This is a genomic window from Myxococcota bacterium (assembly GCA_035498015.1).
Taxonomy (GTDB): Bacteria; Myxococcota_A; UBA9160; order SZUA-336; family SZUA-336; genus VGRW01.
The window spans coordinates 23,135-48,686 of the sequence record DATKAO010000097.1 but is presented as its reverse complement, the minus strand read 5'-3'; the positions used below and the strand labels follow the sequence as shown (position 1 = coordinate 48,686).

General features: G+C 72.3%; 24 protein-coding genes and 1 pseudogene. 9 read left to right on the top strand and 16 right to left on the bottom strand.

Going from position 1 to position 25,552, the window contains the following annotated elements; all coding sequences use genetic code 11:
- Positions 1 to 119: 119 nt before the first annotated feature.
- Genes VMR86_08410 through VMR86_08400 form a run of 3 tightly spaced genes read right to left on the bottom strand, consistent with a single transcriptional unit; the run spans position 120 to position 2,258 of the window.
- Entirely contained in the window at positions 120 to 872 is a 753-nt protein-coding gene (locus VMR86_08410) for a rhomboid family intramembrane serine protease (GenBank protein ID HTO07069.1), read from the bottom strand.
- Positions 873 to 882: 10 nt separating this feature from the next.
- Positions 883 to 1,713 carry an LLM class flavin-dependent oxidoreductase gene (locus tag VMR86_08405; GenBank protein HTO07068.1) on the bottom strand — a complete coding sequence of 277 codons (831 nt, stop codon included), beginning with the start codon at positions 1,711 to 1,713 and terminating at the stop codon, positions 883 to 885.
- Entirely contained in the window at positions 1,710 to 2,258 is a 549-nt protein-coding gene (locus VMR86_08400) for an NUDIX hydrolase (protein ID HTO07067.1), read from the bottom strand. The genes VMR86_08405 and VMR86_08400 overlap by 4 nt, the downstream gene beginning before the upstream one ends.
- Before the next feature lie 33 nt (positions 2,259 to 2,291).
- Between VMR86_08400 and VMR86_08395 the strand changes: the two genes are divergently transcribed.
- The 4 genes from VMR86_08395 to VMR86_08380 all read left to right on the top strand — a co-directional run bounded on the left by VMR86_08395 (position 2,292) and on the right by VMR86_08380 (position 6,146).
- Positions 2,292 to 3,512 (top strand): hypothetical protein, encoded by a 1,221-nt coding sequence (locus tag VMR86_08395; GenBank protein HTO07066.1) that lies wholly within the window; start codon positions 2,292 to 2,294, stop codon positions 3,510 to 3,512.
- 32 nt (positions 3,513 to 3,544) lie between these two features.
- Positions 3,545 to 4,165: an alpha/beta fold hydrolase gene (locus tag VMR86_08390; protein ID HTO07065.1), complete on the top strand. Its 621-nt coding sequence runs from the start codon at positions 3,545 to 3,547 to the stop codon at positions 4,163 to 4,165.
- 65 nt (positions 4,166 to 4,230) lie between these two features.
- Positions 4,231 to 4,749, top strand: a complete 519-nt coding sequence (locus tag VMR86_08385; GenBank protein HTO07064.1) for a hypothetical protein — start codon at positions 4,231 to 4,233, stop codon at positions 4,747 to 4,749.
- Positions 4,750 to 4,874: 125 nt separating this feature from the next.
- Positions 4,875 to 6,146, top strand: a complete 1,272-nt coding sequence (locus VMR86_08380) for a sigma 54-interacting transcriptional regulator (GenBank protein ID HTO07063.1) — start codon at positions 4,875 to 4,877, stop codon at positions 6,144 to 6,146.
- Here VMR86_08380 and VMR86_08375 read toward each other — a convergent pair.
- Together VMR86_08375 and VMR86_08370 are read right to left on the bottom strand one after the other, a co-directional pair.
- Positions 6,124 to 6,663: a nucleoside 2-deoxyribosyltransferase gene (locus VMR86_08375; GenBank protein ID HTO07062.1), complete on the bottom strand. Its 540-nt coding sequence runs from the start codon at positions 6,661 to 6,663 to the stop codon at positions 6,124 to 6,126. The genes VMR86_08380 and VMR86_08375 overlap by 23 nt on opposite strands.
- Positions 6,660 to 9,302 carry an MMPL family transporter gene (locus tag VMR86_08370; protein HTO07061.1) on the bottom strand — a complete coding sequence of 881 codons (2,643 nt, stop codon included), beginning with the start codon at positions 9,300 to 9,302 and terminating at the stop codon, positions 6,660 to 6,662. Before VMR86_08370 ends, VMR86_08375 begins: the two co-directional genes overlap by 4 nt.
- Before the next feature lie 95 nt (positions 9,303 to 9,397).
- Between VMR86_08370 and VMR86_08365 the strand changes: the two genes are divergently transcribed.
- Positions 9,398 to 10,021: an ABC transporter substrate-binding protein gene (locus VMR86_08365; protein HTO07060.1), complete on the top strand. Its 624-nt coding sequence runs from the start codon at positions 9,398 to 9,400 to the stop codon at positions 10,019 to 10,021.
- A 41-nt stretch (positions 10,022 to 10,062) separates the two neighbouring features.
- Here VMR86_08365 and VMR86_08360 read toward each other — a convergent pair.
- Positions 10,063 to 10,857: pseudogene (locus tag VMR86_08360) on the bottom strand (VacJ family lipoprotein).
- A gap of 142 nt (positions 10,858 to 10,999) precedes the next feature.
- On the opposite strand from VMR86_08360, the gene VMR86_08355 reads away from it, so the two are divergent.
- Positions 11,000 to 12,034 carry a metallophosphoesterase gene (locus VMR86_08355; protein ID HTO07059.1) on the top strand — a complete coding sequence of 345 codons (1,035 nt, stop codon included), beginning with the start codon at positions 11,000 to 11,002 and terminating at the stop codon, positions 12,032 to 12,034.
- 10 nt (positions 12,035 to 12,044) lie between these two features.
- Complete coding sequence (locus VMR86_08350) at positions 12,045 to 13,442, top strand: M20/M25/M40 family metallo-hydrolase (protein ID HTO07058.1); 1,398 nt, start codon at positions 12,045 to 12,047, stop codon at positions 13,440 to 13,442.
- Here the strand turns inward: VMR86_08350 and VMR86_08345 are convergent.
- Both VMR86_08345 and VMR86_08340 read right to left on the bottom strand, forming a co-directional pair.
- On the bottom strand, positions 13,414 to 14,196 hold the full coding sequence (locus VMR86_08345) for a methyltransferase domain-containing protein (GenBank protein ID HTO07057.1): 783 nt from the start codon (positions 14,194 to 14,196) through the stop codon (positions 13,414 to 13,416). The genes VMR86_08350 and VMR86_08345 overlap by 29 nt on opposite strands.
- 20 nt (positions 14,197 to 14,216) lie before the next feature.
- The gene (locus tag VMR86_08340; GenBank protein ID HTO07056.1) at positions 14,217 to 15,134 is read right to left on the bottom strand and encodes a hypothetical protein; all 918 of its coding nucleotides are present in this window, start codon (positions 15,132 to 15,134) and stop codon (positions 14,217 to 14,219) included.
- A 56-nt stretch (positions 15,135 to 15,190) separates the two neighbouring features.
- On the opposite strand from VMR86_08340, the gene aroB reads away from it, so the two are divergent.
- A complete protein-coding gene (aroB, locus tag VMR86_08335) occupies positions 15,191 to 16,291 on the top strand; it encodes a 3-dehydroquinate synthase (GenBank protein ID HTO07055.1) in 1,101 nt (366 codons plus the stop codon).
- Positions 16,292 to 16,314: 23 nt separating this feature from the next.
- Positions 16,315 to 17,928 carry a hypothetical protein gene (locus VMR86_08330; GenBank protein ID HTO07054.1) on the top strand — a complete coding sequence of 538 codons (1,614 nt, stop codon included), beginning with the start codon at positions 16,315 to 16,317 and terminating at the stop codon, positions 17,926 to 17,928.
- On the opposite strand, the gene pdxT is transcribed toward VMR86_08330, so the two are convergent.
- The 8 genes from pdxT to VMR86_08290 all read right to left on the bottom strand — a co-directional run bounded on the left by pdxT (position 17,903) and on the right by VMR86_08290 (position 25,483).
- Entirely contained in the window at positions 17,903 to 18,484 is a 582-nt protein-coding gene (gene pdxT, locus VMR86_08325; protein HTO07053.1) for a pyridoxal 5'-phosphate synthase glutaminase subunit PdxT, read from the bottom strand. The genes VMR86_08330 and pdxT overlap by 26 nt on opposite strands.
- Complete coding sequence (gene pdxS / locus VMR86_08320) at positions 18,481 to 19,362, bottom strand: pyridoxal 5'-phosphate synthase lyase subunit PdxS (protein HTO07052.1); 882 nt, start codon at positions 19,360 to 19,362, stop codon at positions 18,481 to 18,483. Before pdxS ends, pdxT begins: the two co-directional genes overlap by 4 nt.
- A complete protein-coding gene (locus VMR86_08315) occupies positions 19,359 to 19,799 on the bottom strand; it encodes a GNAT family N-acetyltransferase (GenBank protein HTO07051.1) in 441 nt (146 codons plus the stop codon). Before VMR86_08315 ends, pdxS begins: the two co-directional genes overlap by 4 nt.
- Positions 19,796 to 20,668: a PhzF family phenazine biosynthesis protein gene (locus tag VMR86_08310; GenBank protein HTO07050.1), complete on the bottom strand. Its 873-nt coding sequence runs from the start codon at positions 20,666 to 20,668 to the stop codon at positions 19,796 to 19,798. Before VMR86_08310 ends, VMR86_08315 begins: the two co-directional genes overlap by 4 nt.
- The gene (locus VMR86_08305; GenBank protein HTO07049.1) at positions 20,661 to 22,175 is read right to left on the bottom strand and encodes a PLP-dependent aminotransferase family protein; all 1,515 of its coding nucleotides are present in this window, start codon (positions 22,173 to 22,175) and stop codon (positions 20,661 to 20,663) included. Before VMR86_08305 ends, VMR86_08310 begins: the two co-directional genes overlap by 8 nt.
- An 81-nt stretch (positions 22,176 to 22,256) precedes the next feature.
- Positions 22,257 to 23,060 (bottom strand): alpha-ketoglutarate-dependent dioxygenase AlkB, encoded by an 804-nt coding sequence (locus VMR86_08300; GenBank protein ID HTO07048.1) that lies wholly within the window; start codon positions 23,058 to 23,060, stop codon positions 22,257 to 22,259.
- The gene (locus tag VMR86_08295) at positions 23,057 to 23,521 is read right to left on the bottom strand and encodes a DUF3332 family protein (protein ID HTO07047.1); all 465 of its coding nucleotides are present in this window, start codon (positions 23,519 to 23,521) and stop codon (positions 23,057 to 23,059) included. Before VMR86_08295 ends, VMR86_08300 begins: the two co-directional genes overlap by 4 nt.
- 15 nt (positions 23,522 to 23,536) lie before the next feature.
- Positions 23,537 to 25,483 carry a choice-of-anchor Q domain-containing protein gene (locus VMR86_08290; protein ID HTO07046.1) on the bottom strand — a complete coding sequence of 649 codons (1,947 nt, stop codon included), beginning with the start codon at positions 25,481 to 25,483 and terminating at the stop codon, positions 23,537 to 23,539.
- Positions 25,484 to 25,552 lie beyond the last annotated feature (69 nt).

Sequence of the window (25,552 nt, the reverse complement as noted above, 5' to 3'; positions counted from 1 at the left end):
GAAAATCCTGGCGAGTATTGCAACGGGTCCTGCGACGACGGTCGCAGGACCCGTCGCTCTTTCGGCACCTGACCGACGCGCCTGACTGACCGAGCCTCTGATCTCCCGGTCAGTCAGTGTCAGCGATAGTTGCGATCGTCGTCGGTGTTCTGGCGCCGCTCGAGCTCTTCGCGGCGCACGGCACGCAAGCGGTTGCGCATGCGCATGCGGTGCCAGCGATGACTGAGCGAGCGCCAGCCGATCGCGCGCCGCAGCTCGCCGCGCAGGAGCGCCGCGGCGACCAGCACGCCGCCCAAGTGACCCATGTAACTCACGCGGCCGTCGCCGCCGAGCAGGAACTGCATGAGGAACAGGAACGGCACGATCCAGATCGCGCGGATGGGCATGGGCGGGATCAGCATCATGATCATGCGATCCGGCCAGATGAGCGAGAACGCCGTGACCACGCCGTAGATGGCGCCCGACGCGCCGAGCGTGGCGGCGCCCCACTGGCCCATGAGCGCGTTCCAAGCCAGGATCACGAAGCCTGCGCCGACGCCGCACGTGACGTAGAAGCGCAGGAAGCGGCGCGATCCCCAGGTCGCCTCGAGCACCGGCGCGACCAGATACAAGAACCACATGTTGAACAGGATGTGGAACGGGGTGTCCGTGGCGTGCAGCCACATGTACGTGAAGGGCTGCCAGAGGTAGAGCTGGCCGAAGAAGCCGTCGAGGCGCACCGCGCACAGCTCGGTGAGCGGGATGCCGAGCCTGTTCGCGAACAGCTGGCAGATCCAGATCGCGAAGTTGGCGATGATGATGCGCTGCACCATCGGCGTCATGCCGGGGATGCCGGTGCTGCTCGGCATGTAGCCGCGGTTTCGTCCGTACACGCTTGCGAGGCTACGAAATCCCGGGGTCGGATGCCTTCGCGAGCGCTTCGAGCGCGCGCGCTGCGGCCGGCTCGTCGAGCCCGGCCAGGTCGACGATCGGCAGCGCCACGTCGAGCTCGCGGCGCAGCTCTGCGAGGCGCGCGCGGCAGCGCGCCGGATCGCCGTGGAGCACCGCCCGGGCCTGCGCGTCGGGCGCGAGCTCTCTGAACCACGGCGCGTGGCGCCGGTAGTCGGCGAGCGCGCTCTCGAGCGGCGCGCCGGGCCGTGCGAACACCCAGATCCACGTCGGCAACGCGCGGCCGAGCTGCGCGCGCAGCGGCGCGAGCCGCTCGGGCAGCGGCGGCACGTTGGCGTCCCACACGTCTGCGTGGCGGCGCACGACTTCGAGCGCGCGCGGACCCGCGGCCGAGACCGCGATCGGCGTCTCGGCCCGAGCCCGCGCGAGCAGCGGGCGCAGCTCGCCCAGGGTCTGGTCGAGCCGCGCGATCCGCTCGGCGGCCCCGGCGCGCTTCGTGCCGACGCCGAAGTGACTCACCAGCCGGCCGCCCGAGAGCTCGTGCAGCGTGGCCAGCTGGCGCGCCAGGAGCGCCGGCTGCCACAGGTGCGCGAGGTGGATCGAGGCCAGGCGGATGCGACGCGTCGCGAGCGCAGCCGCGGTCATGACGGCGGTCGGGTCGTACACGCGCAGATGCTCGGCCGCGAGCGACGCCGGCGCGTCGCCGTCGAGCATGAGCAGCTCGAAGCCCAGCGCCTCGGCGCGGGCGGCCAGGCGCACGCGCGCCTCGAGCGGCAGCCGGTGGCCGGTGAGCGCGACGCCCAGCGGCGCGCGCGAGTCACTCACGCCTTCCGGCTCCGGCGCGCGGCCAGGAACAGCGCCGCGATCGTCTTTCCGTCGCAGATCTCGCCCGTCTCGATCATCGCGAGAGCCGACGCCAGCGTGATCACCTCGGTGCGCAGCACCTCATGGGCCTCGGGCCGCGCCGGCCCGGGCACGAGCTCGTAGGCGCAGAACAGGTGGATGCGCTCGTCGGTGAAGCCCGGCGTGGTGAGGAGCGCGCCGGTCTTCTCGATCCGGCCGGCGCGGTAGCCGGTCTCCTCTTCGAGCTCGCGCGCCGCGCACACGGCCGGGTCCTCGCCGCGGTCGAGCTTGCCGGCCGGCACCTCCCAGATGACTCCACCCGCTGCGTGCCGGAACTGGCGCAGCATCACGATGCGCTCGGCGTCGAGGAACGGCACCACCGCCGAGGCGCCCGGGTGCTTGAACAGCGCCAGCGTCGCCTGCTCGCCCGAGGGCAGCACCACGGTGTCCAGGCCGAACGAGCCGACGTTGCCCTCCCAGATGACTCGCCGCTCGAGCAGCCGCGCCGGTGTCTCGTCGTCGACCATGGCGCGCGCAAGGTAGCCTAGAATCCGCGCGCGATGGCGGACCTGCGCGCGCGCTACGAATCCTGGCGGGAGGCCCGCGAACGCCTGCGGCTCGAGCGCGCGCTGGGCGCAGAGCCGGATGGCGATGCCGAGCGCATCGACGGCGAGTTCGGCGACGTGACCGGCGGCGCGGCGGTCGAGCGCGCCGAGGGGCGCTTCCGGCTGGGGCTCGTCCAAGCGGCGCTGGCGAGTGAGCTGCGTGCGCTCGACGCCCGCATCGCCGCGCGTGCACGCGCCGAGGCCGAGCCGGAGGAGCTCGACGAGCTCCGGGCCGAGCGGGTCGCCGAGCGCAGCCGTGCGCTGGCGCGCCTGGGCTTTGCGCGCGCGCGCAGCTTCGCCGAGGCGCTGCGGCCTGGAGTCGACTACGACGCCTGGCGCAGCGAGTCCGCGCGCTATCTCGCGCAGAGTGACTCGCTGCTGCGCGACGCCGAGCGCGGCCCCGGCTCGGGCTCGAGCTTCGGCTCCGAGCTGCCCGGGTCGCGCCTGCGCGCCGCGCTCGACCACGCGCTGGCGGGGATGGGGCTCGATCTCGGACGGCTTCCCGGCCTCACGATCGACGGCCCGCGGCCCGGGCTGGCGGGCCCGGCGTTCTCGATCGCGCCACGAGTTCCAGGGGACGTGTGGCTCGAGCTCACCGGCGCGGGCGGGCTCGGCGCGTGCGGTGAGCTGTTCAGCGCGGCCGGTCAGGCGGCGCAGGCCGCGATCACCTCGCCCGAGCTCCCGCTCGAGAAGCGCGTGCTGGGCGATCCGGCCCTGGCGGCTGGCTTCGGCGAGCTCTGGCGCGCGCTGGCCTCGGAGATCCCGCTCGGGGCCGAGCTCGCGCGAGTCACTCCCGAGCACTTCGCCGCGGCCGCGCGCCGCGCGCGCATCGAGCGGCTGCAGAGCGCCGCCGGGCGCGTCGCGACCGAGCTCTGGCTGGCCGAGCTCGACCCGGGGTCGGCGCCCGGCGCGTGGCAGGAGCCCGGCTATCTCGCGCGAGCCGGGCCCGCGCTCACCTCGGTGGACAGCCTGCGCGCCGCGGCCTTCGGCATGGGGGCTGCGCGCCTGCTGCGCGGCCGGTTCGGGCGAGAGTACTGGAAGACACGCGGCGCCGGGACGCTCTTGCTCGAGCTGTGGAACACGGGCACGACCTACGGCCTCGAGGAGCTCGCCCGCGAGCTCCGCCTCGGGGCGCTCGGCGCCGACGCGCTGCTCGAGGACGACCGCACGCCCTGAGTCTCGCGGCGGGTCGTGTACTCTCTCCCGCGATGTCCTGGAAGGAACAGATGGTGCCGATCGCGGTGCCCTCGTGCGGCCTCATGCTCGAGGGCGTGTGGCAGAAAGGGGCCGGCCGCGGCGCGGTGATCGCGCCGCCGCACCCGGAGTACGGCGGCAGCCTCGAGCACCCCGTGGTGAGCGAGCTGGCCTACGGGCTCTACAAGGCTGGCGTCGCCTCGCTGCGCTTCAACTGGCGGGGCGTGGGCGCGAGCCAGGGCCGAGTGACTGGCGACTGGAAGGCGGCCGAGGAGGACTACATGGCAGCGGTCGAGCAGGTCGTCGCGACGCTTCCCCCGCCGATCGTCGCCGCCGGTTACTCGTTCGGCGCGGCCACCGCGCTGCGCATCGGGCTGCGCGACCCGCGTGTCTCGGAGCTGATCCTCGTGGCGCCGCCGGTCGGCATGGTCGAGTCGCTCGCGCTGGCCGAGTTCCGCGGGCCGATCCACGTGATCGTCGGCGGCCGCGACGAGTTCTCACCGCTCGACGAGCTCTCGCCCCTGCTCGAGGGCCTGCCCAACGCGAACCTCGACGTGATTCCCAAAGCCGATCACTTCTTCGGCGGCCAGGGCCTGGCCGAGGTCGCCGAGCTGGTGCGCAGCTCGGTCGCCTGACCCGATCAACCCGGCGGGCCGTTCCGCCGAATGAGCCGGTGAGAATCCTCCCAGGGGGAAGGCAAATGGCTCGGCTCGCGGCTCTGGTGCTCTCTCTCGCCACGCTCGCCAGCGCCCAGGTCGCTCGCGCGCAGTCTCTGTGGGGCCCGACCCAGTACGGCATGTCTGTCGCGCAGGTCCGGGAAAGCGTGCCGGGCGTGCTGAAGTCGGCCAGCCCCTCGAAGCTGGGCGACGGCGCGCTGGGCCTCTTGGAGAAACCCGGAATCGCGCTGGTCGGTCACACGTTCACCGCGCTCTTCTACTTCAAGGGCGAGAGGCTCTCGCAGGTGACCCTCACCCTGGCCGAGAGCTCCGACTTCTCGTCCGCGCTGCTCGTCTTCGAATCGCTCACCGACGCGCTCCGCGCGAAGTACGGCAGCGAGGTCTCTCGCAAGCTAAACCGCGGGTTCCTGAGCGTTGCGGACTCGACCTGGGTCTCGGGGCGGACCAACCTGACGCTGTATCTGATGGCCGTGGGCAACAGCCCGGCCACGCTCAATCTGAACTACCAGGTCAGGCTCGCACAGGAGTCCGACAAACTCTGAGGGCCGCGTCTGGCGGCCAGACGGTCGCGCTCGAAGCCGAGTCAGTGGCCGCCGCACGCTGCGACGGCGCACGACCGCGGCACGTGGCTTGCTCTCCCGGGCCCGTTCGCTTGGGAGGGTGAAGCGTGGACGAGTCGATCCTGTTCCTGTCCGATGGTTCCGTGGTCGCCGAGCGCGACGAGCTGGCAGTGGCGCTCGAGAGTCACGACTATGCCGCGATCTGTCTCGACCGCGGCGGCGTCGACGCCGCGCTGGCCGACGCGCGCTGGCTGCGGCGGCGGCGCAACCGGCTGCCGGTGATCGCGCTGGTCGATACGGCCGAGGTGGAGCGCGCGAGCGAGCTGTTCGCGTGCGGCGTGCACGAGATCGTGGTGCGCGACGCCTCGACCGACTCCAGCCTGCGCTCGCGCGTGGCGGGGCTGGTCGCGCCGCGCGTGGCGCCGAGGCCCGCCGCGGCGTCCGAGGGCATCGTGGCGCGCAGCGCGGCGATGCGCGCGTGTCTCGAGCTGGTGCGCAAGGCGCAGCGCGCCGACGCCACGGTGCTGCTGCTCGGCGAGACCGGCACCGGCAAGGAGGTGCTCGCGCGCACCATCCACGAGGGCGGCCGGCGCGCGCGCGGGCCGTTCGTGGCGCTGAACTGCGCGGCGTTCCCCGAGACACTGCTCGAGAGCGAGCTGTTCGGGCACGACCGGGGCGCATTCACCGGCGCCGCGCGCGCGCGTCCGGGTCACTTCGTGCAGGCGAACGGCGGCACGCTGTTTCTCGACGAGATCGGCGAGACCACGCTCGGCTTCCAGGTGAAGCTGCTGCGCGCGCTGCAGGAGGGCCGGGTGCGTCCGCTCGGCGCGGGCAAGGAGCAGCCGGTCGACGTGCGCATCGTGGCCGCGACCAACCGCGAGCTCGAGCGCGAAGTCGAATCCGGCCGCTTCCGGCGCGACCTGTTCTTCCGGCTCAACGTCTTCCCGATCTCACTGCCGCCGCTGCGCGCGCGCAGCGACGACGTGGTGCCGCTCGTGCTGCACTTCCTGGAGCGCAGCCGCGAGCTCACCAGCCTGCGCGGCGTGGCCTCCGACGCGCGCCGCCTGCTCGAGACCTACCCCTGGCCCGGCAACGTGCGCGAGCTCGAGAACGAGGTCGCGCGCATCGTGACCCACGCCGAGGCGGGCGCCGAGATCACCGCGCGCATGCTCTCGCCGCGCCTGCGCGGCGGCGCGCCCGAGCTGCCGCGTGGCGACGCCTCGACCGAGACCCTGCGCCAGGCCGTGGCCCGCTTCGAGTCCTGGTACCTGAAGCACGCGCTCGAACGGAACCAGCAGCGCCGCATCGCCACCGCCCGCGAGCTCGGCATCACCCGCGAGTGTCTCTACAAGAAGCTCAGGCGCTACGGGATGCAGTGACGAGACACTCTTCGAAGGCGGACAGGTCCGTATAGCGCTTCGCGCGCGGCGCGCTGCGGGCTACGAACGCGCCGCCCGAGGCCTCGATCGCGTGCGCGAGCATGAGGTTGTCGGCGAGGCCGAACGACTCGACCGCGAGCGGGTCGGGGTGGTCGCGCAGGAAGGCGCGCGTGCGGGCCGCGAAGTCGCGGGCCACGTTCGAGTAGCCGTGCACCCGGAGCCCGAGCCCGCGCGCGAAGCCGAGCTCCCACACGGTGCCGGCGTCGGCGCTGGGGCCGCGGAACGGGGTCAGGTTCGCGACCAGGTGCTGGCAGCTGCGGATCAGGTCCTCGTTGGCGCGGCCGATCGCGAGCGCGGCGTCGCGCGGAGCGAGGCCGCCAAGCTCGAGGCCCGCGTCGAGCGGGAACACGCCCGTGAAGCCGTGCCGCTCGCACAGCGCCTTCTTCGCCGCCGCGGCGCGCTGCGGATCGGGCAGGAAGACTTCGGGGCCCGCCAGGTAGACCCGCGGGCGAGTCACTTCGCGTCGAGCTTGCGGTTCGCGACCAGCGCCGGGATCAGGATCAGGTTGGCGACCAGGATCAGGCTGAGGCCCAGGGTGAGCAGGATGCCGAGGCTCGCCATGCCGGGGTGCGGCGAGATCGCGAGCGTGCCGAAGCTCGCGATCGTGGTCAGCGTGCTCTGCACCACGCCGCGCGCGGTGCTGGTCTCGAGCAGCGGGTCCGACTCACCGGCCATGTGACGCCAGCGGTGGACCAGGTGGATGCCGCTGTCGATGCCGATGCCGAGCAGGGCCGGCAGCACCAGCACGTTCGCGAAGTTGAACGGCAGGTCGAAGATGACTCCGATCGCCGCGAGCACGCACGCCGACAAGAGCAAGGGCGCCAGCGCGATCAGCGTGTCGCCCACCCGGCGCCACAGCGCGAGCAGGAGCACCGTGATCGCGAGCGCGGCGCCGAACAGCGCCTCGCGGAACGACTTCACGACCACCCGCGCCGACTCGACGGTCGTGACGGCGATGCCCGTCGCCTCGGGCAGTGCCGCCGTGGCGCTGTCGGCGAAGCGCTGCAGCTCGCGGTCGTCGCGGCCGAGGTCGTGCTTGGGGTACGCGTCGACGCGCACGCGTCCGTCGGGCGCGACCGTGTCGCGCACCAGGTCGTGCGGCAGGTCACTCGCGCCGATCGGCTGCGCTTGGAGCGCGGTGTCGATGCGCTTCATCTGGTCGGGCAGGCTGCCGACCACGCTCTTCTCGAGCCGGGCGAGCGAAGCCGCGCGCGCCGCCTCGTCTTCGCCCGCGAGCTTCGCCACCAAGCCACTCACCGCCGCGCGCAGCTTGTCCAGCGCCGTGCGCGTCTTGGGATCGAGTGACTCGGGCATGGCGTCGGTCTTCGCCAGGAAGCTCTCGAGCGCGGCGATCTCGTCGTCGCTCGTGGGCGGGCGCGGCACGCGTTCCGCGGGCGGCGGCGGCGCCATCATCAGCGCCACGTCCTCCAGGATCGCGAGCTTCTGCTCCTGGTCGGCCGGGATGTAGTCCGAGAGAGTCAGCGTGTGGTCGACCGTGTCCAGGTTCTTCAGCCGCTCGGCCACGGCATCGGCCGCGGCGCGGTCCTTGGCGAGCACGGTAACGCTCCAGGGCGAGAGACCGTCGGTCGACAGCAGGTCGTTGAAGGCAGTCACCGAGTCCGCCGTCTGCACGCGCAGCCGCAGCGGGTTGTAGTCGAAGCGCACGTGCATCAGGAACGGCACGCAGGCGATCGCGAGCCCGAGCGCGCCCATGCGCACCCAGCCCGCGCGCCGCACCGGGAACGAGACGAGCCGCGACATCCAGGCGCTGGGCGGCCGCGGCACGCGCGGCTTGGGCAGCGGGGGCTTGGTCAGCGTGATCAGCGCAGGCAGGACGGTGAGGCTCGCGATCACCGAGATGATGATGCCGCCCGCCGAGATCACGCCCAGCTCGGCCACGCCCACGTAGTCGGTGGGCGCGAAGGCGAGAAAGCCGATCGCCACGGTGATGGCCGCGAGCAGGAGCGACAGACCGACGTCCTGCGCGGTCTCGCGCAGCGCGGCCGCGGAGTCACGGCCCTTCGAGTAGAGGTCCTGCCAGCGCAGGCAGAAGTGCACGCCGAAGTCGTCGCCCAGGCCGATGAACAGCACCGCGAACGCCACCGACACCATGTTGAGCGAGCCGACGGCGAGCGTGGCGAAGGCGAAGGTCCACACCAGGCCGATCGTCAGCGTGAGCGAGGTCGCGGCCATGAGCTTCCAGCTGCGCAGCCCGAAGAACAGGATGCCCGTGACCGCGATGAACGACAGGATGCCCGAGAGCGCGGTGCCGGTGGTGACCGTCTCCAGCTCCTCGGACGACAGCGCGAGCTCGCCGGTGACTCGCACGCGCACGCCGCTATCGCCGTCGAGCCCGACCTCCTGGGCGAGCTCGTGGATGCGCGCGATCGACTCCTCGGCGGGGATCAGCGCGCCGAAGTCGACGATCGGCTGCACCACCAGCACGCGGCGCGGCGTCTCGGGCAGTGACTGGCCGAGCAGCACCTCGCGCCACGACACCGGCTCGGAGCGGCCCGTGCGCTCGGCGTCGACCGCGCGCGACAGCCGGTCGAACACCGGCGCGAGCTCCACCACCGTGGCGTCGCCGGTGCGCAGCGAGTCGGCCGCGCGCTGCAAGAGCGCGAACAGCCCGCGCAGGCTCGAGTCACGGCGCAGCTCGGCGAGATACGGCTGCACCTCGGCCAGGTGATCGGAGAGCTTCGCGAGCTCGTCGGTGCTGAGATACAGCAGGCCGTTCTTCTCGAAGAACGGGCCCTCGCCGGGCACGTCGACCGAGCCGAAGAGCTTGGTCTCCTTCGCCAGCCGGTCACGCAGCGCGAGCGCCGCCTCGCGCGCGCGCTCGGGGGTCGCGGCGTCGACCACGACCAGGAGGGGATCGTTGGACTCGGGGAAGGCCTTGGTGATGTCGCGCCAGGTCTTCTGGTGCGGGAGGTCGGGCGAGAGCATCGCCGCGACATCCATGTTGATGCCGAGATTGCGGTACGTGTAGAGCCCGAGCAGCGCGGTCACGAGCGCCGTCGCGACCAGCGTGCCGATCGGGTGACGCCGGATCCAGTCGACCCACTTCGCGACCGCGCGGCCGATCAACTCGTCCATGCTGCCCCCGCGCGCGATCGGTTATCCTCCGCCGAACCATGCATCATTCCCGGGTCGGGTGCCGCACGGCGCTCGCTGCAGCGTTGGTCGCACTCGTGGTCGGGGGGCTCGGCGCGCTCCGCGCGTCCGCACAGCAGGATGCCACGGCCCTTGCGCCGGCGGACGCCGCGCCCGTGATCGATCACTTCCACGCCGTCCTCCTGGACGTGATGAAGAACGCGAAGACGCTCGGGCTCGAGGGGCGCAAGGTGAAGCTCGCGCCCGCGTTGGATGCCACCTATGACTTCCCTGCGATGGCCCAGCGCTCGCTCGCGACCGGCTGGGCCAAGTTGGACGACGCCCAGCACGAGCGCTTCATCGCCGTATTTCGCGCGATGACGCTGCGCACCTACGCCACGCGCTTCGACGGCTACGACAACGAACGCTTCGAGACCCTGGGCGAGGAGCCCTCGGTCGCGGGAACCGTGATCGTTCGCAGCGTGCTGCATGCTTCGGACGAGGACGTCCACCTGGACTACCGGTTGCGCTCGACGCCCGCGGGCTTCCGCGTGATCGACGTCTACTTGAGCGGCACGGTGTCGGAGTTGGCGCTCCGCAGGGCCGAGTACACCTCGGTGCTGGAGCGCGACGGGTTCGATGCGCTGGTCGCGGCGCTCGAGCGCAAAGTGTCCGAGGGCCCGGGCGCGCCGCCGCGCAACTCGGACTCACGGTTGAAGTAGTAGGCCGAGCGCAGCGCAGCGTAGAAGTCCACGGAGCCGTCGCGCAACGCGTCGAGCGCCTGGCCGGCCTCGGCGCGCGCAGTGATTCCGTTGCCGGTCTGCAGGAAGAGCTGGAGCGTGGTCGACAGCAGGTAGTTCTGCGGCATCACGCTCGAGTCGACGATCCCGCCGAAGCCGTCGCGCGCGGTCGTGGGGCCGAACAGCGGCACCACGATGTACGGCCCCGCGGGCGAGCCGAAGCGGTGCAGCGTGGCGCCGAAGTCGGTCGGGTGCGGGGGGATGCCGAGTGAGTTCGCCACGTCGAAGGCGCCCGCCAGGCCGACGCTCGAGTTGAGACAGAAGCGCACGAAGGTCTGTCCCGCCTCCTGCGGATGGAACTGCAGGAAGTGATTCGCGAACGAGATCGGCTCGGACAGGTTGCGGAACATGCGCCGCACCGCGCGCTCGGCGGGGTCGGGCATGACGAGGGAGTAGGCGTCGGACACGGGCTTGATCGCGTACTTGTCCGCGAGCTCGTTGAAGTCGAACACCACGCGGTTGCCGGGCTCGAGCGGGTCCCAGTAGGAGCTGGTCTCGGCGGCGTCGAGCGCGTCGAAGAGCGCGTCGTCGCCCGCGGGCGCGGGCGGCGCGGGCTCGGCCGAAGGGGCGGGCGCATGCGCCGCGGGAGTCACGGGATCGGTCGTTTCGGCGGACGCAGGGCGCGGGGCGGCGCCGAACGCCGCGAGACCGAGCGCCGACAGGGCCACGAGCTTTCGAGCGACGCTCACGCGTGTCTCCACTGCCACCTCGCGAAACCCCTCCAGAGCAGCGCGCGGGATTGTAGCCGCATTTTTCATGTCGTCTTGAGAAACCCCCGTTCCGGCGGGACGTTTCGTATTAGGCGTTGCTCACGACCGGGGAAACGCGCCCTGACTTATCGGAAACCTCGCTTCCGGGGGTGTGGCGGGCGCGCCCGCTTGTTACGGTGCGCACTTGCCCATGATGCACAGGCAAATCGTCCTGGTAGCGACGCTTCTCGCGCTGGCAATCGGCTGCGCGCGCCCGCCGGAGCCGCGCTACGAGGCCCGCGGCGCGGAGGTGCGGCTCTCGCTGCTCGCGCTCGGCGATTGGGGCCGCCGGCCGAAGGAAGGCCAGACACCCGCGAAACAATTGCGTGTCGCCGAGGCGCTCGCCGCCGAGGACCGCCGCGCGCCCGCGGACGCGCTGATCTTCGTGGGCGACAACTTCTACCCGCACGGCCTGGAAGCGAGCGAGGTCGAGATGCGGCTGCGCGCGAACCTGGTCGGCCCGTATTGTCACTTCGTGGCCCTGACCGCGCGTGGCGCCGCCACGCTGGGCGAAGCGTGTCTCGAGCCGGAAGCGCGGCGCCACCCGCTGCCGCTGTGGGCGGTGCTCGGCAATCACGACACCAGCGCGGAGTCGATCGCGCTCGAGCGCGAGCGCGTGCCGCTGTACGTGTCGAACTGGAAGCTGCTCGGGCTGCCGGTCGAGACGGTCGAGCTGCCGCAAGGCGTGAGCCTGGTGTTCTACGACTCCACCGCCCTGCACCGGACCGCGAACGCCGCGTCGCTGCCGCTGCTCACGCGCGCGCTCGCGCAGTCACGCGGGCCCTGGCGCGTGCTCGTGGCGCACCACCCGCTCGACGGGCGCGAGGTCGACGTGCCGATCCAGCGCGCGCTCGCGGCCGCGGGCGTGCGCGCGCAGCTCCTGCTCGCGGGTCACATCCACGACCTGCGCGGCGCTGCCGGCGAGGCGCCGCAGCCGGCCTTCCAGCTCGTGTCGGGCGGCGGCGGCGGCAGCGAGTCGAGTCACCAGACACTGCCCGGCGAGCTCTACCAGCTCGCCTCGACCGGCTTCGCGCGCGTCGACCTGGTGGGCGCCGGCGCGAGCGCGCACCTGCGGCTGCGCCTGTTCGCGGTCTCGGCCGTGGACGTGCCGCGGGTGGTGGCCGCCTGGACGGTCTCCGAGTCGGGGGCGGTCACCTCCGAGACACTCGGCTCGGCGGCCGAGTAGACTCGCGGCCGTGAACCAGCCACTCGCTCTCGTGCTCGTGGTGCTCGCGCTGGCCAGCGGCGCGCGCGCCCAGACCGCCGTCTCCGAAGCCGACCGCGCGCTGGTGCGGCAGGTCTACCAGGAGCTGGTCGAGACCAACACCACGCACTCGACCGGCAGCACGACTGCCGCCGCCGAGCGCGTGGCGGCCCGGCTGCGCGCTGCGGGCATCCCCGAGTCCGACATCGCCCGGCTCGGACCCTCGCCGACCAAGGGCAACCTGGTCGCGCGCCTGCACGGCAGCGGGGCCGAGAAGCCGCTGGTCCTGCTCGCGCACCTCGACGTGGTGGAGGCCAAGCGCGAGGACTGGTCGGTCGATCCGTTCGTGCTGCTCGAGCAGGACGGCTACTTCTACGGCCGCGGCACGCTCGACGACAAGGCCATGGCGGCGATCTTCACCACGCTCGTCCTGCGGCTGGCGACCGACCACACGCCGCTGCGGCGCGACGTGATCCTCGCGCTCACGGCCGACGAGGAGGCCGGGAACGAGAACGGCGCCGAGTGGCTCTTGCGCGAGCACCGCGAGCTGGTCGACGGGTCACTCGTGCTGAACGAGGGCGGCGGCGGCTGGCTGCGCCAGGGCAAGTATCTCGTGCTGGCCATGCAGTCGTCCGAGAAGACCTACATGGACTACGCGCTCAAGGTGACCGACAAGGGCGGTCACAGCTCGCTGCCCACGCCGGAGAACGCGATCTACCGCCTGGCGGCGGGGCTCGGCCGGCTGCAGAAGCTGGTCTTCCCGGTCGAGCTGAACGAAGTGACTCGCGAGTTCCTGAAGCGCGCCGCGCCGACCGAGCCCAAGGAGATCGGCGCCGCCATGCGCGCGCTGGCCGCGAACGCCCAGGACCCGCAGGCGGCCAAGCGCCTGTCGCGCGAGCCGCGCTACAACGCGCTGATCCGCACCACCTGCGTCGCCACACAGGTCGAGGCCGGTCACGCGCGCAACGCGCTGCCGCAGAGCGCGCTGGCGAACGTGAACTGCCGCATCCTGCCGGGTCACTCGGCAGAAGAGGTCCGCAAGCAGCTCGTGAGCGCGCTCGCCGACCCGAAGATCGACGTGGCGCTCGACGAGCAGGAGATCGCTGGGCCGCGCGCCAGCGTCGACCCCGAGCTGTTGAAGACCGTCGAGGGCGTTGCGGCCCAAGTGTTTCCCGGCGTGCCGGTGGTGCCGACCATGAGCTCGGGCGCCACCGACTCGAAGTACTTCCGCCTGGCCGGGATCCCCGCCTACGGGCTGTCGGGGATCTTCGTCGACATCGACGACGTGCGCGCGCACGGCCGCGACGAGCGCGTGGGCGTGAAGCAGTTCTACGAGGGCCAGGAGTTCCTGAGCCGCCTGGTCACGGCGCTGGCGGCCTCGAAGCCGTGAGCGCCGCGCCGGCGATCTGGATGCGGAACGCGCCGCACAGCTCGATCTGGCGCGCGACGTGGGCGCGGATGCGCGCGAGCGAGTCGTGGTCGTCGGCGCGGGCCGTGGAGCGCAGGTAGGCGACCAGCGCGTCCGGGTCGGTGACCGCGAGCGCGCTGTCGCGCCGCTCGACGCGCTCGACGCGCAGCACCCGGGCGAGCTCGAGCAGCGCGGTCTCGAGGTCGAACTCGGAGTCACTGCGCCCGACGGGCAGCATGGCGTGGGGCAGGCCCAGGCGCGCCGTGAGCTCGCGCAGCTCGAGCAGGTGCGTCCAGGGGTAGGTCGAGGCGACCAGCCGCCCGCCGGGGCGCAGCACGCGCGCCAGCTCGGCCAGCGCCCGCGCGCGGTCCGGCACGTGGTAGAGCATGTGGTTCGCGATCGCGACGTCGAAGCTCGCGTCGGGGAAGGGCAGTGACTGGGCGTCGGCGGTGCGCAGCTCGGGCGCGGGCGAGAGCTGCGCGAGGCGGCGGCGCGCTGCCTCGAGCATGCCGGGCGACAGGTCGCTGAGCACGAGCGAGAGGCCCGCCGGCAGGCGCTCGGCGTTCGCGCTCCACACGCTGCCCGTGCCGCAGCCCACCTCGAGCACGCGCTCGCCCGGAGCGAGCCGCAGACACGCGAACACGAAGCGGTGCCACGGCTCGGGGTTCGTGTCGAAGAGCTCGTAGATGCGCACGCGCGCGTCGAGGTTCGCCGAGCTCGCGTACTGCGCGGCCACGTGCGCGGGATCGTCGATTCTCAGCGCGGCACCGCCGCGAGCGCCGGCTTGGGCTGGCCATCGGCGTCCCAGAAGCCCCAGAAGGCCTCGCGCGCGCGTTTCTCCGGCGCGGCGTCGAGCGCGCGCGCGGGCTTCCAGGGCGCGTCGAAGGCCTCGAACCAGGCGAACGCGTGCGCGCGCGTGGGCGGCAGGCGCCGGGCGAGTGACTCCCAGAAGCGCGTTTGCGCCGCGGGGCTGAAGCCGTCGGCGGCGGGCCCGCTCGGCAGCCCCGTCTCCTTCACCAGCACGGGCAGCGCGAAGCGCCGCTCGAGCTCCGCCACCACGTTCGCGACGAGCTCGACCGAAGCGTCGGGCGGGGCCGCAGCGAACCACGGCTCGCCGGTCGGGTGGATGTTGGGCAAGAGGAAGTCCTGCCGGGGCAGGGCGCGGGCGCGTGCGGGCTCGAGATACACCGCGAACGGCTCGCTCGTGGCGAGCGCCAGGTCCGGCCGTGCGGCGCGCGCCCGCGCGAACGCGCCGGCCAGCGCGCCCGCGTCGTAGCGCCCGAAGAACAGCCCCTCGTTGCCCAGCGCCAGCGCGATCACCACGCCGCGCTCGGCGTCGGCCGCGGCCAGGGCCCGCGCGAGCTCGCGCGAGTCACTGGGCGACCAGACGCCGAGCACCACCGCGCGGAAGCCCGCCTCGCGCGCCAGGCCGGCGAGCCGGTCGAGGCCGTTCGCGCACGAGTAAGTGACCAGTCCGTCGAAGCGCCCGCGCAGGAGCGCCAGGTCGGCGCGCAGGGCGGCCGGCTCGGGCGGGCGATCCGCGCCCGGGTCGAAGCCGCGCGGCGTGTAGGCCACGAAGCGCACGGAGGCCAGGGCTGCGCGCACGCGCTCGGCATCGGCACGCGCCGGCGAGGCGGCCAGGAGCGCCGCGAGCAGGAGCAGAAGACGGGTCACCCCCGCATCCTACGGCTCGTGCACAACGGGCCGCACGCGTTAAGCTCCGGGGCCGCATGCCGGCCGTCCCCGTCACGCTGCCGCACCACCGCTACGACGTCGTGATCGAGCCGGGTGGGCTCGAGGGGCTGGGCGCCCGCGTGCGCGCCGTGGCCCCGGCGCCCGCGGCGTTCCTGGTGTTCGATCGCGCGCTCGAGGCCAGTCACTTGCCCGGCGTGCGCGCCTCGCTCGAGAGCGCGGGCTTCGAGACCACCTGTGTCCCGTTCGCTGGCGGCGAGGAGAACAAGACGCTCGCCACGGTGCATGGGCTGTACGACGTCTTGCTCGAGCGGAGATTCGAACGGCGCGCGCCCGTGATCGCGCTCGGCGGCGGCGTCCTGGGAGACACGGTCGGTTTCGCGGCGGCGACCTACCTGCGCGGCGTGCCGTTCGTGCAGTGTCCCACCACCCTGCTCGCCATGGTCGACTCCTCGGTGGGCGGGAAGGTCGGCGTGAACGTGCCTCAGGGCAAGAACCTGATCGGCGCTTTCCACCAGCCTGTGCTGGTCGTGGCCGATCCGCGAGCTCTGCGCACGCTGCCCGCGCGCGAGCTGCGCTGCGGGCTGGCCGAGTGCATCAAGCACGCGCTGATTCGCGATCCGGCGCTGTTCGAGTGGACGCGGGCGCAGATGCCGCGCCTGCTCGCGCTCGAGCCCGACTCACTCGTCCAGCTGGTCGCGCGCAACGTGGCGATCAAGGCCGCGGTGGTGATCGAGGACGAGAAGGAGACGGGCGTGCGCGCGCACCTGAACCTGGGTCACACCTTCGCCCATGCGATCGAGGCGACGGTCGGCTACGGGCGCGTGCTGCACGGCGAGGCCGTGGGGCTGGGGCTGCTCGCCGCGGCGACGCTCGCGGCCGACGTCGGCCTCGCCGCGCCCGGCCTGCGCGCCGAGGTCGAAGACGTGGTCGCGCGCGCCGGATTGCCGCGCCGCACCGAGCTGCCCGCCGACGCGCGCCTGGCCGAGGCGATGGCGCTCGACAAGAAGGTCGCGTCGGGCCGCATCCGCTTCGTGCTGCCCGAGCGCGTGGGCTCAGTCGTGATCCGCGACGGCGTCGCCCCCGAGGCAGTGAGTCGCGCGTGGGCCTCGATCCGCAACGGAAGGAGAGATGCGTGAGTCAGATGGGAAGGGGGCTCGGTGTGGCAGCCGCGCTCCTGCTCGCCACGTTGTCCTGCTCGCACAAGGAGAGCCTCGACGCGCCGCCGGGCTTCCGCCGCTTCATCGACGGACTCTCGACGCACCACATGCCGATCAGCGCGACGCCGCTGGCCCAGAAGTATTTCGACCAGGGCATCCGCCTGGTCTACGCCTTCAATCACCTCGAGGCGATCCGCGCCTTCGAGGCCGCGCAGAAGCTCGACCCCGACTGCGCCATGTGCTGGTGGGGCAAGGCGCTCGCGCTCGGGCCCAACATCAATGCGCCGATGGAGGCCGACGCCGTGAAGCCCGCGCTCGAGGCCGTGGCCGAGGCGCAGAAGCGCGCGCCCAAGGCGAGCCAGCGCGAGCAGGCCTACGTGTCGGCCATCGCCACGCGCTACTCCGACCAGCCCGGCGCCGAGCGCGCCGCGCTCGACAAGGCCTACGCCGACGCCATGCGCGAGCTCGCCAAGGCCTACCCGGACGATCTCGACGCCGCCACGCTCTTCGCCGAGTCACTCATGGACCTGACTCCCTGGGCGTATTGGCGCAAGAACGGCGACCAGACCGAGTACACGGGCGAGATCATCGTGCAGCTCGAGCGCGTGCTCGCCGCGAACCCGGAGCACCCGGGCGCGAATCACTACTACATCCACGCGACCGAGGCCTCGGGCCAGCCCGGCAAGGCACTGGCCAGCGCGAAGCGGCTCGAGAGCCTCGCGCCCATGGCGGGTCACCTGGTGCACATGCCCGCGCACACCTACATGCGCGTGGGGCTGTATCGCGACGCCTCGGCGGCCAACGCCAAGGGCGCGCAAGCCGACGAGGCCTACATGGCCTGGTGCAAGTCGGGCGGCTTCTACCAGCAGGCGTACTACCCGCACAACCTGCACTTCCTGTGGGCGTCGGAGACCATGGAAGGCAAGGCCGAAGCCTCGCTCGCCACCTCGAAGCGGCTCGCCGAGGTCGTGACTGCCGACGCGGCGCGCGCCGCGCCGCCCGCCCACGAGATCTACGCCATCCGCTACTTCGCGCCGGTGCGCTTCGGCAAGTGGGAGCAGATCCTGGCCGAGCCCGCGCCGCCCGAAGACTTGCGCTACGCGACCGGCATGTACCACTGGGCGCGCGGCATGGCGCTGGCGAACACCGACAAGCTCGACCAGGCGGTGAAGGAGCGCGAGGCGCTCGACGCCGTCGCGTCGGAAGACGCCGTGAAGAACCTGGCCTTCCTCGAGGGTGCCGCGTCGCAGCTGCTGCAGATCGCGGGTCACCTGCTCACGGCCGAGATCGCCGCCAAGCAAGGAGACACCGACCATGCGGTCGAGTCACTCGAGTCGGCCAACGCCGCCGAGGACGCGCTCGCCTACACCGAGCCGCCGGGCTGGCCGCTGCCCGTGCGCCAGTACCAGGGCGCCGCGCTGCTCGCCGCGGGCCGGCCGGCCGACGCGGAGGCGGTCTATCGCGCCGACCTGGTCGAGTATCCCGAGAACGGCTGGTCGCTCTACGGCCTTGGCGCGAGCATGCGCGCGCAGCAGAAGTCCGCCGACGACGTCGACCGCCGCTTCCAGGAGGCCTGGTCCGGCGCCGACGTCAAGCTCGCGAGCTCGCGCTTCTGAGCCAGAGCGCGTAGACGCGCGGGTCGCGGCCCAGCTCGGGGTGGAAGGTCGCGGCGAAGACGGGGCCCCGCGACACGAGCGCGGGGTCGCCCTTCACCCGCGCGTGCACGAGCAGCGACTCAGCGACGCGCGTGATGCGCGGCGCGCGGATCAGCACACACTCGAGCCCCGCGAGCGGCGAGCCGGGGTCGTCGACCTCGGCCGTGGCCACGAACGAGTCGAGCTGCGTGCCGTAGGCGTTGCGCCGCACGTCGATGTCGAGCGCGCCGAAGGAACGCTGCGCCGGATGGCTGACTTCGCGCGCCAGCAGGATCGCCCCCGCGCAGGTGCCGAGCACGGGCGCGCCGGAGGCCAGGAAGGCGCGCAGCGGCGCCTCCAGGCCGTCGCGCGCCAGGCCCTTCAGCATGGCGGTCGACTCACCTCCCGGCAGCACCAGCGCGTCCACGCGCGCGAGCTCGCCCGCGGCTCGCACGAGCACGGGAGTCACCCCGGCGCGTTCGAGCGCGCGGGCGTGGGCGTCGAAGTCGCCCTGCAGCGCCAGCACGCCGACGTTCACCAGCCGCGCCTCGCGAGTCTCTCGCTCTCGGGGATCGCCTCGAGCGCCAGCCCCGGCATCGCCGCGCCCAGGCCGCGCGACGCCTCGAGCACCTCCTTGGGCTCCTGCCAGTGAGTCGTGGCGCGCACGATCGCGCGTGCCCGGGCTGCGGGGTCCTGCGACTTGAAGATGCCCGAGCCCACGAACACGGCTTCGGCGCCGAGCGACATGCACAGCGCGGCGTCGGCCGGGGTGGCGATGCCGCCCGCGGCGAAGTTCGGCACGGGCAGCTTGCCGAGCTCGGCCACGCGAGTCACGAGCTCGTAGGGCGCGCCGTACTCCTTGGCCTGCGCCATCCACTCGTCGCGCGGCGCCTGCACCAGCGCCCGGATCTCGCGCCCGATGCGCCGCAGGTGCCGCACCGCCTCCACGATGTTCCCGCTGCCCGCCTCGCCCTTGGTGCGGATCATGGCCGCGCCCTCGCCGATGCGCCGCAGCGCCTCGCCCAGGTCGCGCGCGCCGCACACGAACGGCGCCCGGAAGGCGGACTTGTCCACGTGGTGCTCCTCGTCGGCCGGCGTCAGCACCTCGCTCTCGTCGATGAAGTCCACGCCGAGTGACTCGAGCAGGCGCGCCTCGATTGTGTGCCCGATGCGGCACTTCGCCATCACGGGGATCGACACCGCGGCGCGCACGGCCTCGATCACCTCGACCGCGGCCATGCGGGCCACGCCGCCTTCCTTGCGGATGTCTGCCGGCACGCGCTCGAGCGCCATCACGGCGGCCGCGCCCGCGTCCTCGGCGATGCGCGCCTGCTCGGCGTTGGTCACGTCGAGGATCACGCCGCCCTTCAGCATTTCGGCGAGTCCGACCTTCAGTCGTGTGAGCTCTTGGTTCATGGGGAGTCTCCTGTGGCTGGGGATTGCGCGTAACCGAACGGCGCCAGGCGCCCCATCAATCCGGGCTGATCGCCCAGCCGTTCGAAGCCGAAGCGCGCGTAGAGCCCGTGCGCGTCGCGCGTCCAGAGCACGAAGCGGCGCAGGTCGGAGAGGTCGGGGTGCGCGCACACCGCGGCGATCAGCCGCTGCGCGAGCCCCTGACCGCGCCAGTCCTCGAGCACGAACACGTCGGCGAGATAGGCGAAGGTGGCGCGGTCGGTGACCACGCGCGCGAAGCCGATCTGCCGCGCACCCGCGAACAGGCCGAAGCAGAGTGACTGCGCGAGCGAGCGCGCCACGCGCTCGCGCGAGATGCCCTCGGCCCAGTACGAACGCACGAGATAGCCGTGGATCGCGTCCAGGTCCTGGCGCCCGGCGCCTTCGCGGATCTCGATCACAGCCACTCTCCACGGGCGACCGGAATCACCCGCCCGCCGACCTCGATCGCGTTCGCGCCCTGGCGCACGCGCAGGAGCGAGGGCCGCGCGATCTGGTGACCCTGCTCGAGCCGCACGTCGAGCGCGCCCGGGCCGTGCGCGCGGTGGCGCACCAGGTAGCCGCCCAGAAAGCCCGCCGCGCTGCCCGTCGCCGGGTCCTCGAGGATGCCGTAGGCGGGCGCGAACAGGCGCACGGTGAAGTGATTGCGCGGGTCGCGGGCGCCGCGCGCGAACACGTAGAGCGATCCGGGCGCGCCGTCGGCCATGAGCTTCTCGTAGTGACTGGTCTCGACGCGCGCGCGTTCGACCGCCGCCACGTCGCACAGCGGAATGAAGAGCTGCTTCGCGCCCGTGCCCTGCACCTCGACCGGCAGCGCGGGGTCGAGCGCGCTCGCGGGCAGGCCCACTGCCGCGGTGGCCCGCTCGGGGCCGGGCAGCGCAGCGAAGCGCGCGGGCGGTGACTCGAGCCAGGCCACGCCATCGGCGGCGAAGCGCACCGGCACCGGGCCCACGCCCAGGCGCAGCACGAGCGACTGCGCCGCGCCGCCCAGCAGCCGCTCGCGGATCGCCGTGGCGGTGCCGAGCGTGGGGTGACCCGCGTACGGCAGCTCGTGACCCGGCGTGAAGATGCGCACGTCGAACGCGCCCTCGCGCGCGGAGTCGGCGAGCACGAACGTGGTCTCCGAGAGGTTCGTCTCGCGCGCGATCGCCTGCATGTCGGCGGTCGCGAGACCTCCAGCGCCGAATACCACCGCCACGGGGTTGCCCGCGAGCGGCGCCTCGGCGAAGACGTCGAGCACGGCGTAGGGAAGCCCCTTCACGCTAGACATGGACCGCCTCCGGCGCGCGCGCTGCGCGCGCCTTTCTGCCGCGCGGCTGGGCCGCGCGAATCACTTCGCAAAGCGCCCGGATGCCGCGCTCGAGCTCGGGCACGGGCGTGTGCGCGAGCGAGATGCGCAGGCTGGCCGCGCCGCGCCCGTCGGGGTGGAACAGCTCGCCCGGGGCGTAGACCACGCCGGCGCGCTTGGCCTCGGGCAGGAGCGCCGCCGCGTCGAGCGGCGCCGGCAGAGTCACCCACAACAGGAACCCGCCCTCCGCCGGCGCGACGCAGGCGCCCTCGGGCAGCGCGCGAGCCAGCGCCCGCTCGGCGGCCTCGAGCCGCCGGCCGAGCTCCTTCACCACGCGCCGCAGGTGGCGGTCGTAGCGGCCTTCCTTCAGGAACAGCGCCAGCCCGGCCTGGATCAGCGGGCTCGTGGTCAGGTCGAGCGCGCGCTTGGCGACCAGCGCCGCCGGCATCACGCCCGGCGGCAGGAACAGCCAGCCCACGCGCGCGGCCGGGAAGAGTGACTTCGAGAACGTGCCCATGTAGAGCACGAGGCCGCGCCGGTCGAGCGCGCGCAGCGGGGGCGCGCCGCGACCGCGCACACGCAGGTCCTTCTCGAAGTCGTCCTCGAGCACGGGCACGCCGTGCTTGCCGGCCAGCTCGAGCAGACGGCGCCGGTGCGCGAGCGAGGTCGAGATGCCCGTGGGATTGTGGAAGCTCGGCATGGTGTAGATCAGCCGCGCGCGGTCGCGGCCCAGCACGGAGTCGAGCCGCTCGAGGTCGAGGCCCTCCGGACCGAGAGGCACCGCGAGCGGCCGCACGCCCATGGCGGTGAGCGCGCCGAACGCCCACGGATAGGTGGGTGACTCGACCACGGCCGCGTCGCCCGCGTCGCAGAACAGGCGCGTGGCGATCGCGAAGCCCTGCGTTGCGCCGGCGGTGATCAGCACGTCGTCCGGCTCGGCCTCGATGCCCGCGCGCGCCATGCGCTCGACCAGCGCGCGCCGCAGGCCGAGATCGCCGCGCGGGTCGCCGTACTCGTAGAGCGCCGCGCCGCCCTTGGCCAGCGCGCGCTGCAGCGTCTTGCGGAACTCCTCGTGCGGGTAGAGTGACTCGTCGGGAATCAGGCGTTCGAAACGCACCGCGCCCTCGGGCGCGTCGTAGTCGACCCGCGCCGCGAGCGTGGCGCGCGCGGCCTCGGCGGCGCGCGCGAAGGTCGGCTCGAAGGGGCGCTCGGCCGGCGCCACCGGCGCCGCGACACCGTTCGGTGTCGGACCGCGGCCCTGCACGAAGGTGCCGCGCCCGACCGTCGATTCCGTGAGCCCCAGGCGCTCGAGCTCGCGGTAGGCGATCGCGACCGTCTCGCGGTTCACGCCCAGGTCCTTGGCCAGCACCCGGATCGGCTCCAGCTTCGTGGCCGGCGCGAGCCGGCCCGCTTCGATCGCGCGCCGCAGGTAGGCCACGATCTGGTCCGAAATCGGCTCCCGCGCCCGGCGCTCGATGGGGATCAGCATGGCGCACAGGATGGATCGCGGGATTGGCCGGGTCAAATCCCATTCATTCAGGTCAATATCAGGCCAATTAGGCCAGGCCAATCAGGTCAATTGGCCTGCCCAGAACTGCGAGCCGCGCGCCAGCTCCGCGACGTAGCCGCGCACGTCCGAGCGCGCGGGCTCCGCGAGCTTCGCGAACGGCACGATGTGCGCGCGTGGCACCCAGCGGAAGGTGAAGTTCACGCGCCGGGTCTCGAAGTCGGCCACGCGCACGTCGAAGCGCAAGCCGCCCTTCTTCTCCACGCGCAGCACGCGGTGCAGCGCGCGCTTCTTCCACGCGTCGCCGCCGAAGAGCTGGAGCGAGCCGTCGGCGAGCCACTCTTGCGCGACCACGCGCGTGGGCTCGTGCTTCGCGCCGCGGCGCACGAACTGGAACAGCGCGCGCTCACCCAGCGAGAGCGAGGCGACCGGGCCCGGCTCGAAGTCACGGTGCTCGCCGAGCCGCGCGCTGTCGACCCACTTTCCGTCCTCGCGCCGGCTGCCGTACAGGTTCACGAGGCAGGTGTTGAGCTCCCAGCCCTGCGGCAGGTCCGGTCCGCGGTAGCGCTTGTGCGCGCGCTGCTCGATCTCGGCCACGAGCCGCGCGAGCACGGGCGGATACGGCTCGGCCGCGACGCAGCGGTCGTGCAGCCCGGAGGGCGGGCGGTAGTAGTCCAGACACGCGAACTGCCACCCACCCAGCCAATACACCGGGCGCAGCAGCCGCCGCTGTCCGCCGGCCGCAGCGGCCCGCGCCTCGGTGAAGCGGTTCTCCCAGAGCGGGTGGATCGACGCCAGCCACGCGCGGATCTCCGCGCGGTCCTCGGGCGTGACGAACTCCGGGTGGTAGTAGAGGCCGGAGTCTATTTCGGCGCAACCTCGACGGCGCGTGCGACGAGCTTTCCGTCCTCGTCGTAGGCCGCGATCGAGTCGCGCTCGGGCCGGACCAAAAGACGAGTCACCGGCTGCGAGTCCGAGTGGATCGCGACGTCGACGGCGCCGTCGTCGCGCACGCGCATGCTGACCTGCTCACCGGTCTCGGTCTTTACCTCCGCGGTCTCCATCGGATTGCGCCCGCTCCAGAACTCGACCGAGTTGGTGAAGACCATGTCGAACAGCGTCGCGCTGGGATAGATGGGCACGACCACGGTGGCGACGAACACACCCCACTTGGCCCACTTGTTGGCGTCGACGGTCTCGTTCCAGTGGTACAGCCGGTGCAGCGTGGTGAAGCTGCCGAAGCAGCCCGTGGTCACGAGCAAGCTCGTCGAGCACAGTATGGTGACGGCGATCACACGGCGAATGAAAGTGACACGGCGGTTTTTCATGCGCCGCAGCCTAGCCTACTGCGGCTGCGCCGTCCGCAGCTCGAGCGATCCGCAGTCGCACCACTTCGGGTTGGCGTTCACACCGAGGTTCGGGTCGTTCCCCGGCCAGTCGCCGCGCGAGACTTCGCGCTGATCGAGCGGTTCGCACGGCGTCTGCACGCCGGCGTGGTCGATCGCGGGGCTCGTGTCCTTCAGCCGGTGCGCGGGCGTGGTGCCGTTGTTCGTGGCGAGTGATTCGAGCTGGGGATCGGTGCCCGGCAGGTCCGTGGGCGGCGCCTGCAGGTTGCACGTGTCGCCGAGCTCCACGTTCCCGCCCGTGGACACGACCGGCGAGCCCGGATCGCAGGCCTTCTTCGACTTGTCGCCCAGGATCGAGTTCGAGATCGTGACCGTGGCCCCGTCGGTGGTCGAGATCGACGTGCCCGTCTTCGCGCTGTTGTTCGCGAACGTGAGGTTGTTGATCGTGGCCTCGACCAGGCCGCCCAGGTCGAGCGCGCCGCCTGCCACCTTGGCCTTGTTCTGACTCAGTGTGTCGTTGCGCAGCTCGAGCGCCAGCGCGGACTCACCGCCGCCCATCGAGATGGCGCCGCCGCTTCCGCTCGCCGAGTTGATGGCCAGAGTCGAGTTCTGGATCGTGAGCGGCACCCCGTCGGAGGCGATCGCGCCGCCGTCGGTCTTGGCCTTGCTGCGCGCCACGATCACGCACGCCATGGCGCTGTTCCCGTCCTCGAGCGAGACGGCCCCGCCCGCGTCGCCCGAGGTGCAGTTCAAGAGCGCCACGTTGCGCACGTCGAGGCGGCCCTGGCTGCGGATGCAGCCGCCGCGCTCGATCGTGTTCGGGTCGTTCTTGTCGGGCTTGGGCGTCTGACCGAACTGGACGGTCACGTTCACGAGCTCGAGGCGCTTGCCGGACCGCACGTCGAACACGCGATCGCCGAGCTTGCGCCCGTCGATCACGATGGCATCGCGCGAGATACCGACGATCCGGGTGTCGTCCTGGATGTCGAGGTCGCCGCGGTCCGCAGCGTCCTCGTGACCGCCGGTGCGGGTGAGCACGATCTTGCGCGCGGAGAGGATCGAGATCGTGTCGGGACCCGGGTGGGCATTGGCCTGCTCGATGGCCGCGCGCAGCGTGCAGTGACCGAAGACCGCGGGCGGCTCGAACGGCGCGTTGGGGTCGTTCGGGTCACTCGGGATGGTGCGGACTTCCTTGCGGATGTCGCACTTCGCGTCGTTCGGGTCCGCGTCGGGCAGGTCGTCGCTGCGGTCGACGAAGTAGTTCTGCGACGCGTTCGGGTCGTTGGGATCGCCCGGCACCGTGAAGTCGGTCTTGGTGGTACATACGCGCGTGCGGGTCACCGTGAGCGGGTCACTCGCGTCGGTGTTGTTGTGTGCGTCGGTGTAGAAGGCCCGGATCGCCGTGTCGCCCTCGGAGAGATTCGGCACGGTGCCGGTGAAGTTGAAGCGCGTCGGATCGTTGGGGTCGGCGGTCAGCGTGGCCGGGAAGGCGAAGAAGCCGGCGCTGAGCTCGATCGTGCCGTTGGGCTCGTTGTCCTCGACGTGACCCGACACGTCGACCGAGCTGAGCGGCGTGGTGAACTGCAGCCCTGCGACATTCGGGTCGTCGGGAGCGTCGATCACCGCGAACGGAAGCCGCTTCACGTGCACGTCGGCAGTCACGGGTCCGTCGTCGTCGGTCGCGGTGACGGTGAGCGTGTTCGGGCCGTTGGCCAGCGGCACGTTCGAGGCCGTGTACACGTCGCCCACGTTCGTGGCCGTGATGTTCCCGACGCTCACGGTGAGCGCGCCGTTGGCGTTGGTCACCGTCGCGACCACGTCGATCGTCGCGACTTTGGTCACCAGGTTGTCGGTGGGCGCGGTGATGTCGATCTGGGGCGCGCCGAAGGCCGCGGCGGCGGGACAGAACAGCAGCAGCAGCAGCGCGCACAGGCTCCGGCGCATGGCGTGGGGGGCTCCTTCTGGGCGGACGAGATCCTAACGCCTTCCGGGCGCGCCGTGTTCTGCGAGAGA

Excerpts from the sequence above, each read along its gene's own strand:
- VMR86_08295 (HTO07047.1), bottom strand. The coding sequence starts at position 23,521 with ATGAAAAACCGCCGTGTCACTTTCATTCGCCGTGTGATCGCCGTCACC.
- pdxS (HTO07052.1), bottom strand. The coding sequence starts at position 19,362 with ATGAACCAAGAGCTCACACGACTGAAGGTCGGACTCGCCGAAATGCTG.
- VMR86_08290 (HTO07046.1), bottom strand. The coding sequence starts at position 25,483 with ATGCGCCGGAGCCTGTGCGCGCTGCTGCTGCTGCTGTTCTGTCCCGCC.
- aroB (HTO07055.1), top strand. The coding sequence starts at position 15,191 with ATGCCGGCCGTCCCCGTCACGCTGCCGCACCACCGCTACGACGTCGTG.
- VMR86_08395 (HTO07066.1), top strand. The coding sequence starts at position 2,292 with ATGGCGGACCTGCGCGCGCGCTACGAATCCTGGCGGGAGGCCCGCGAA.
- VMR86_08370 (HTO07061.1), bottom strand. The coding sequence starts at position 9,302 with ATGGACGAGTTGATCGGCCGCGCGGTCGCGAAGTGGGTCGACTGGATC.
- VMR86_08305 (HTO07049.1), bottom strand. The coding sequence starts at position 22,175 with ATGCTGATCCCCATCGAGCGCCGGGCGCGGGAGCCGATTTCGGACCAG.
- VMR86_08310 (HTO07050.1), bottom strand. The coding sequence starts at position 20,668 with ATGTCTAGCGTGAAGGGGCTTCCCTACGCCGTGCTCGACGTCTTCGCC.
- VMR86_08400 (HTO07067.1), bottom strand. The coding sequence starts at position 2,258 with ATGGTCGACGACGAGACACCGGCGCGGCTGCTCGAGCGGCGAGTCATC.
- VMR86_08355 (HTO07059.1), top strand. The coding sequence starts at position 11,000 with ATGATGCACAGGCAAATCGTCCTGGTAGCGACGCTTCTCGCGCTGGCA.
- VMR86_08390 (HTO07065.1), top strand. The coding sequence starts at position 3,545 with ATGTCCTGGAAGGAACAGATGGTGCCGATCGCGGTGCCCTCGTGCGGC.
- VMR86_08385 (HTO07064.1), top strand. The coding sequence starts at position 4,231 with ATGGCTCGGCTCGCGGCTCTGGTGCTCTCTCTCGCCACGCTCGCCAGC.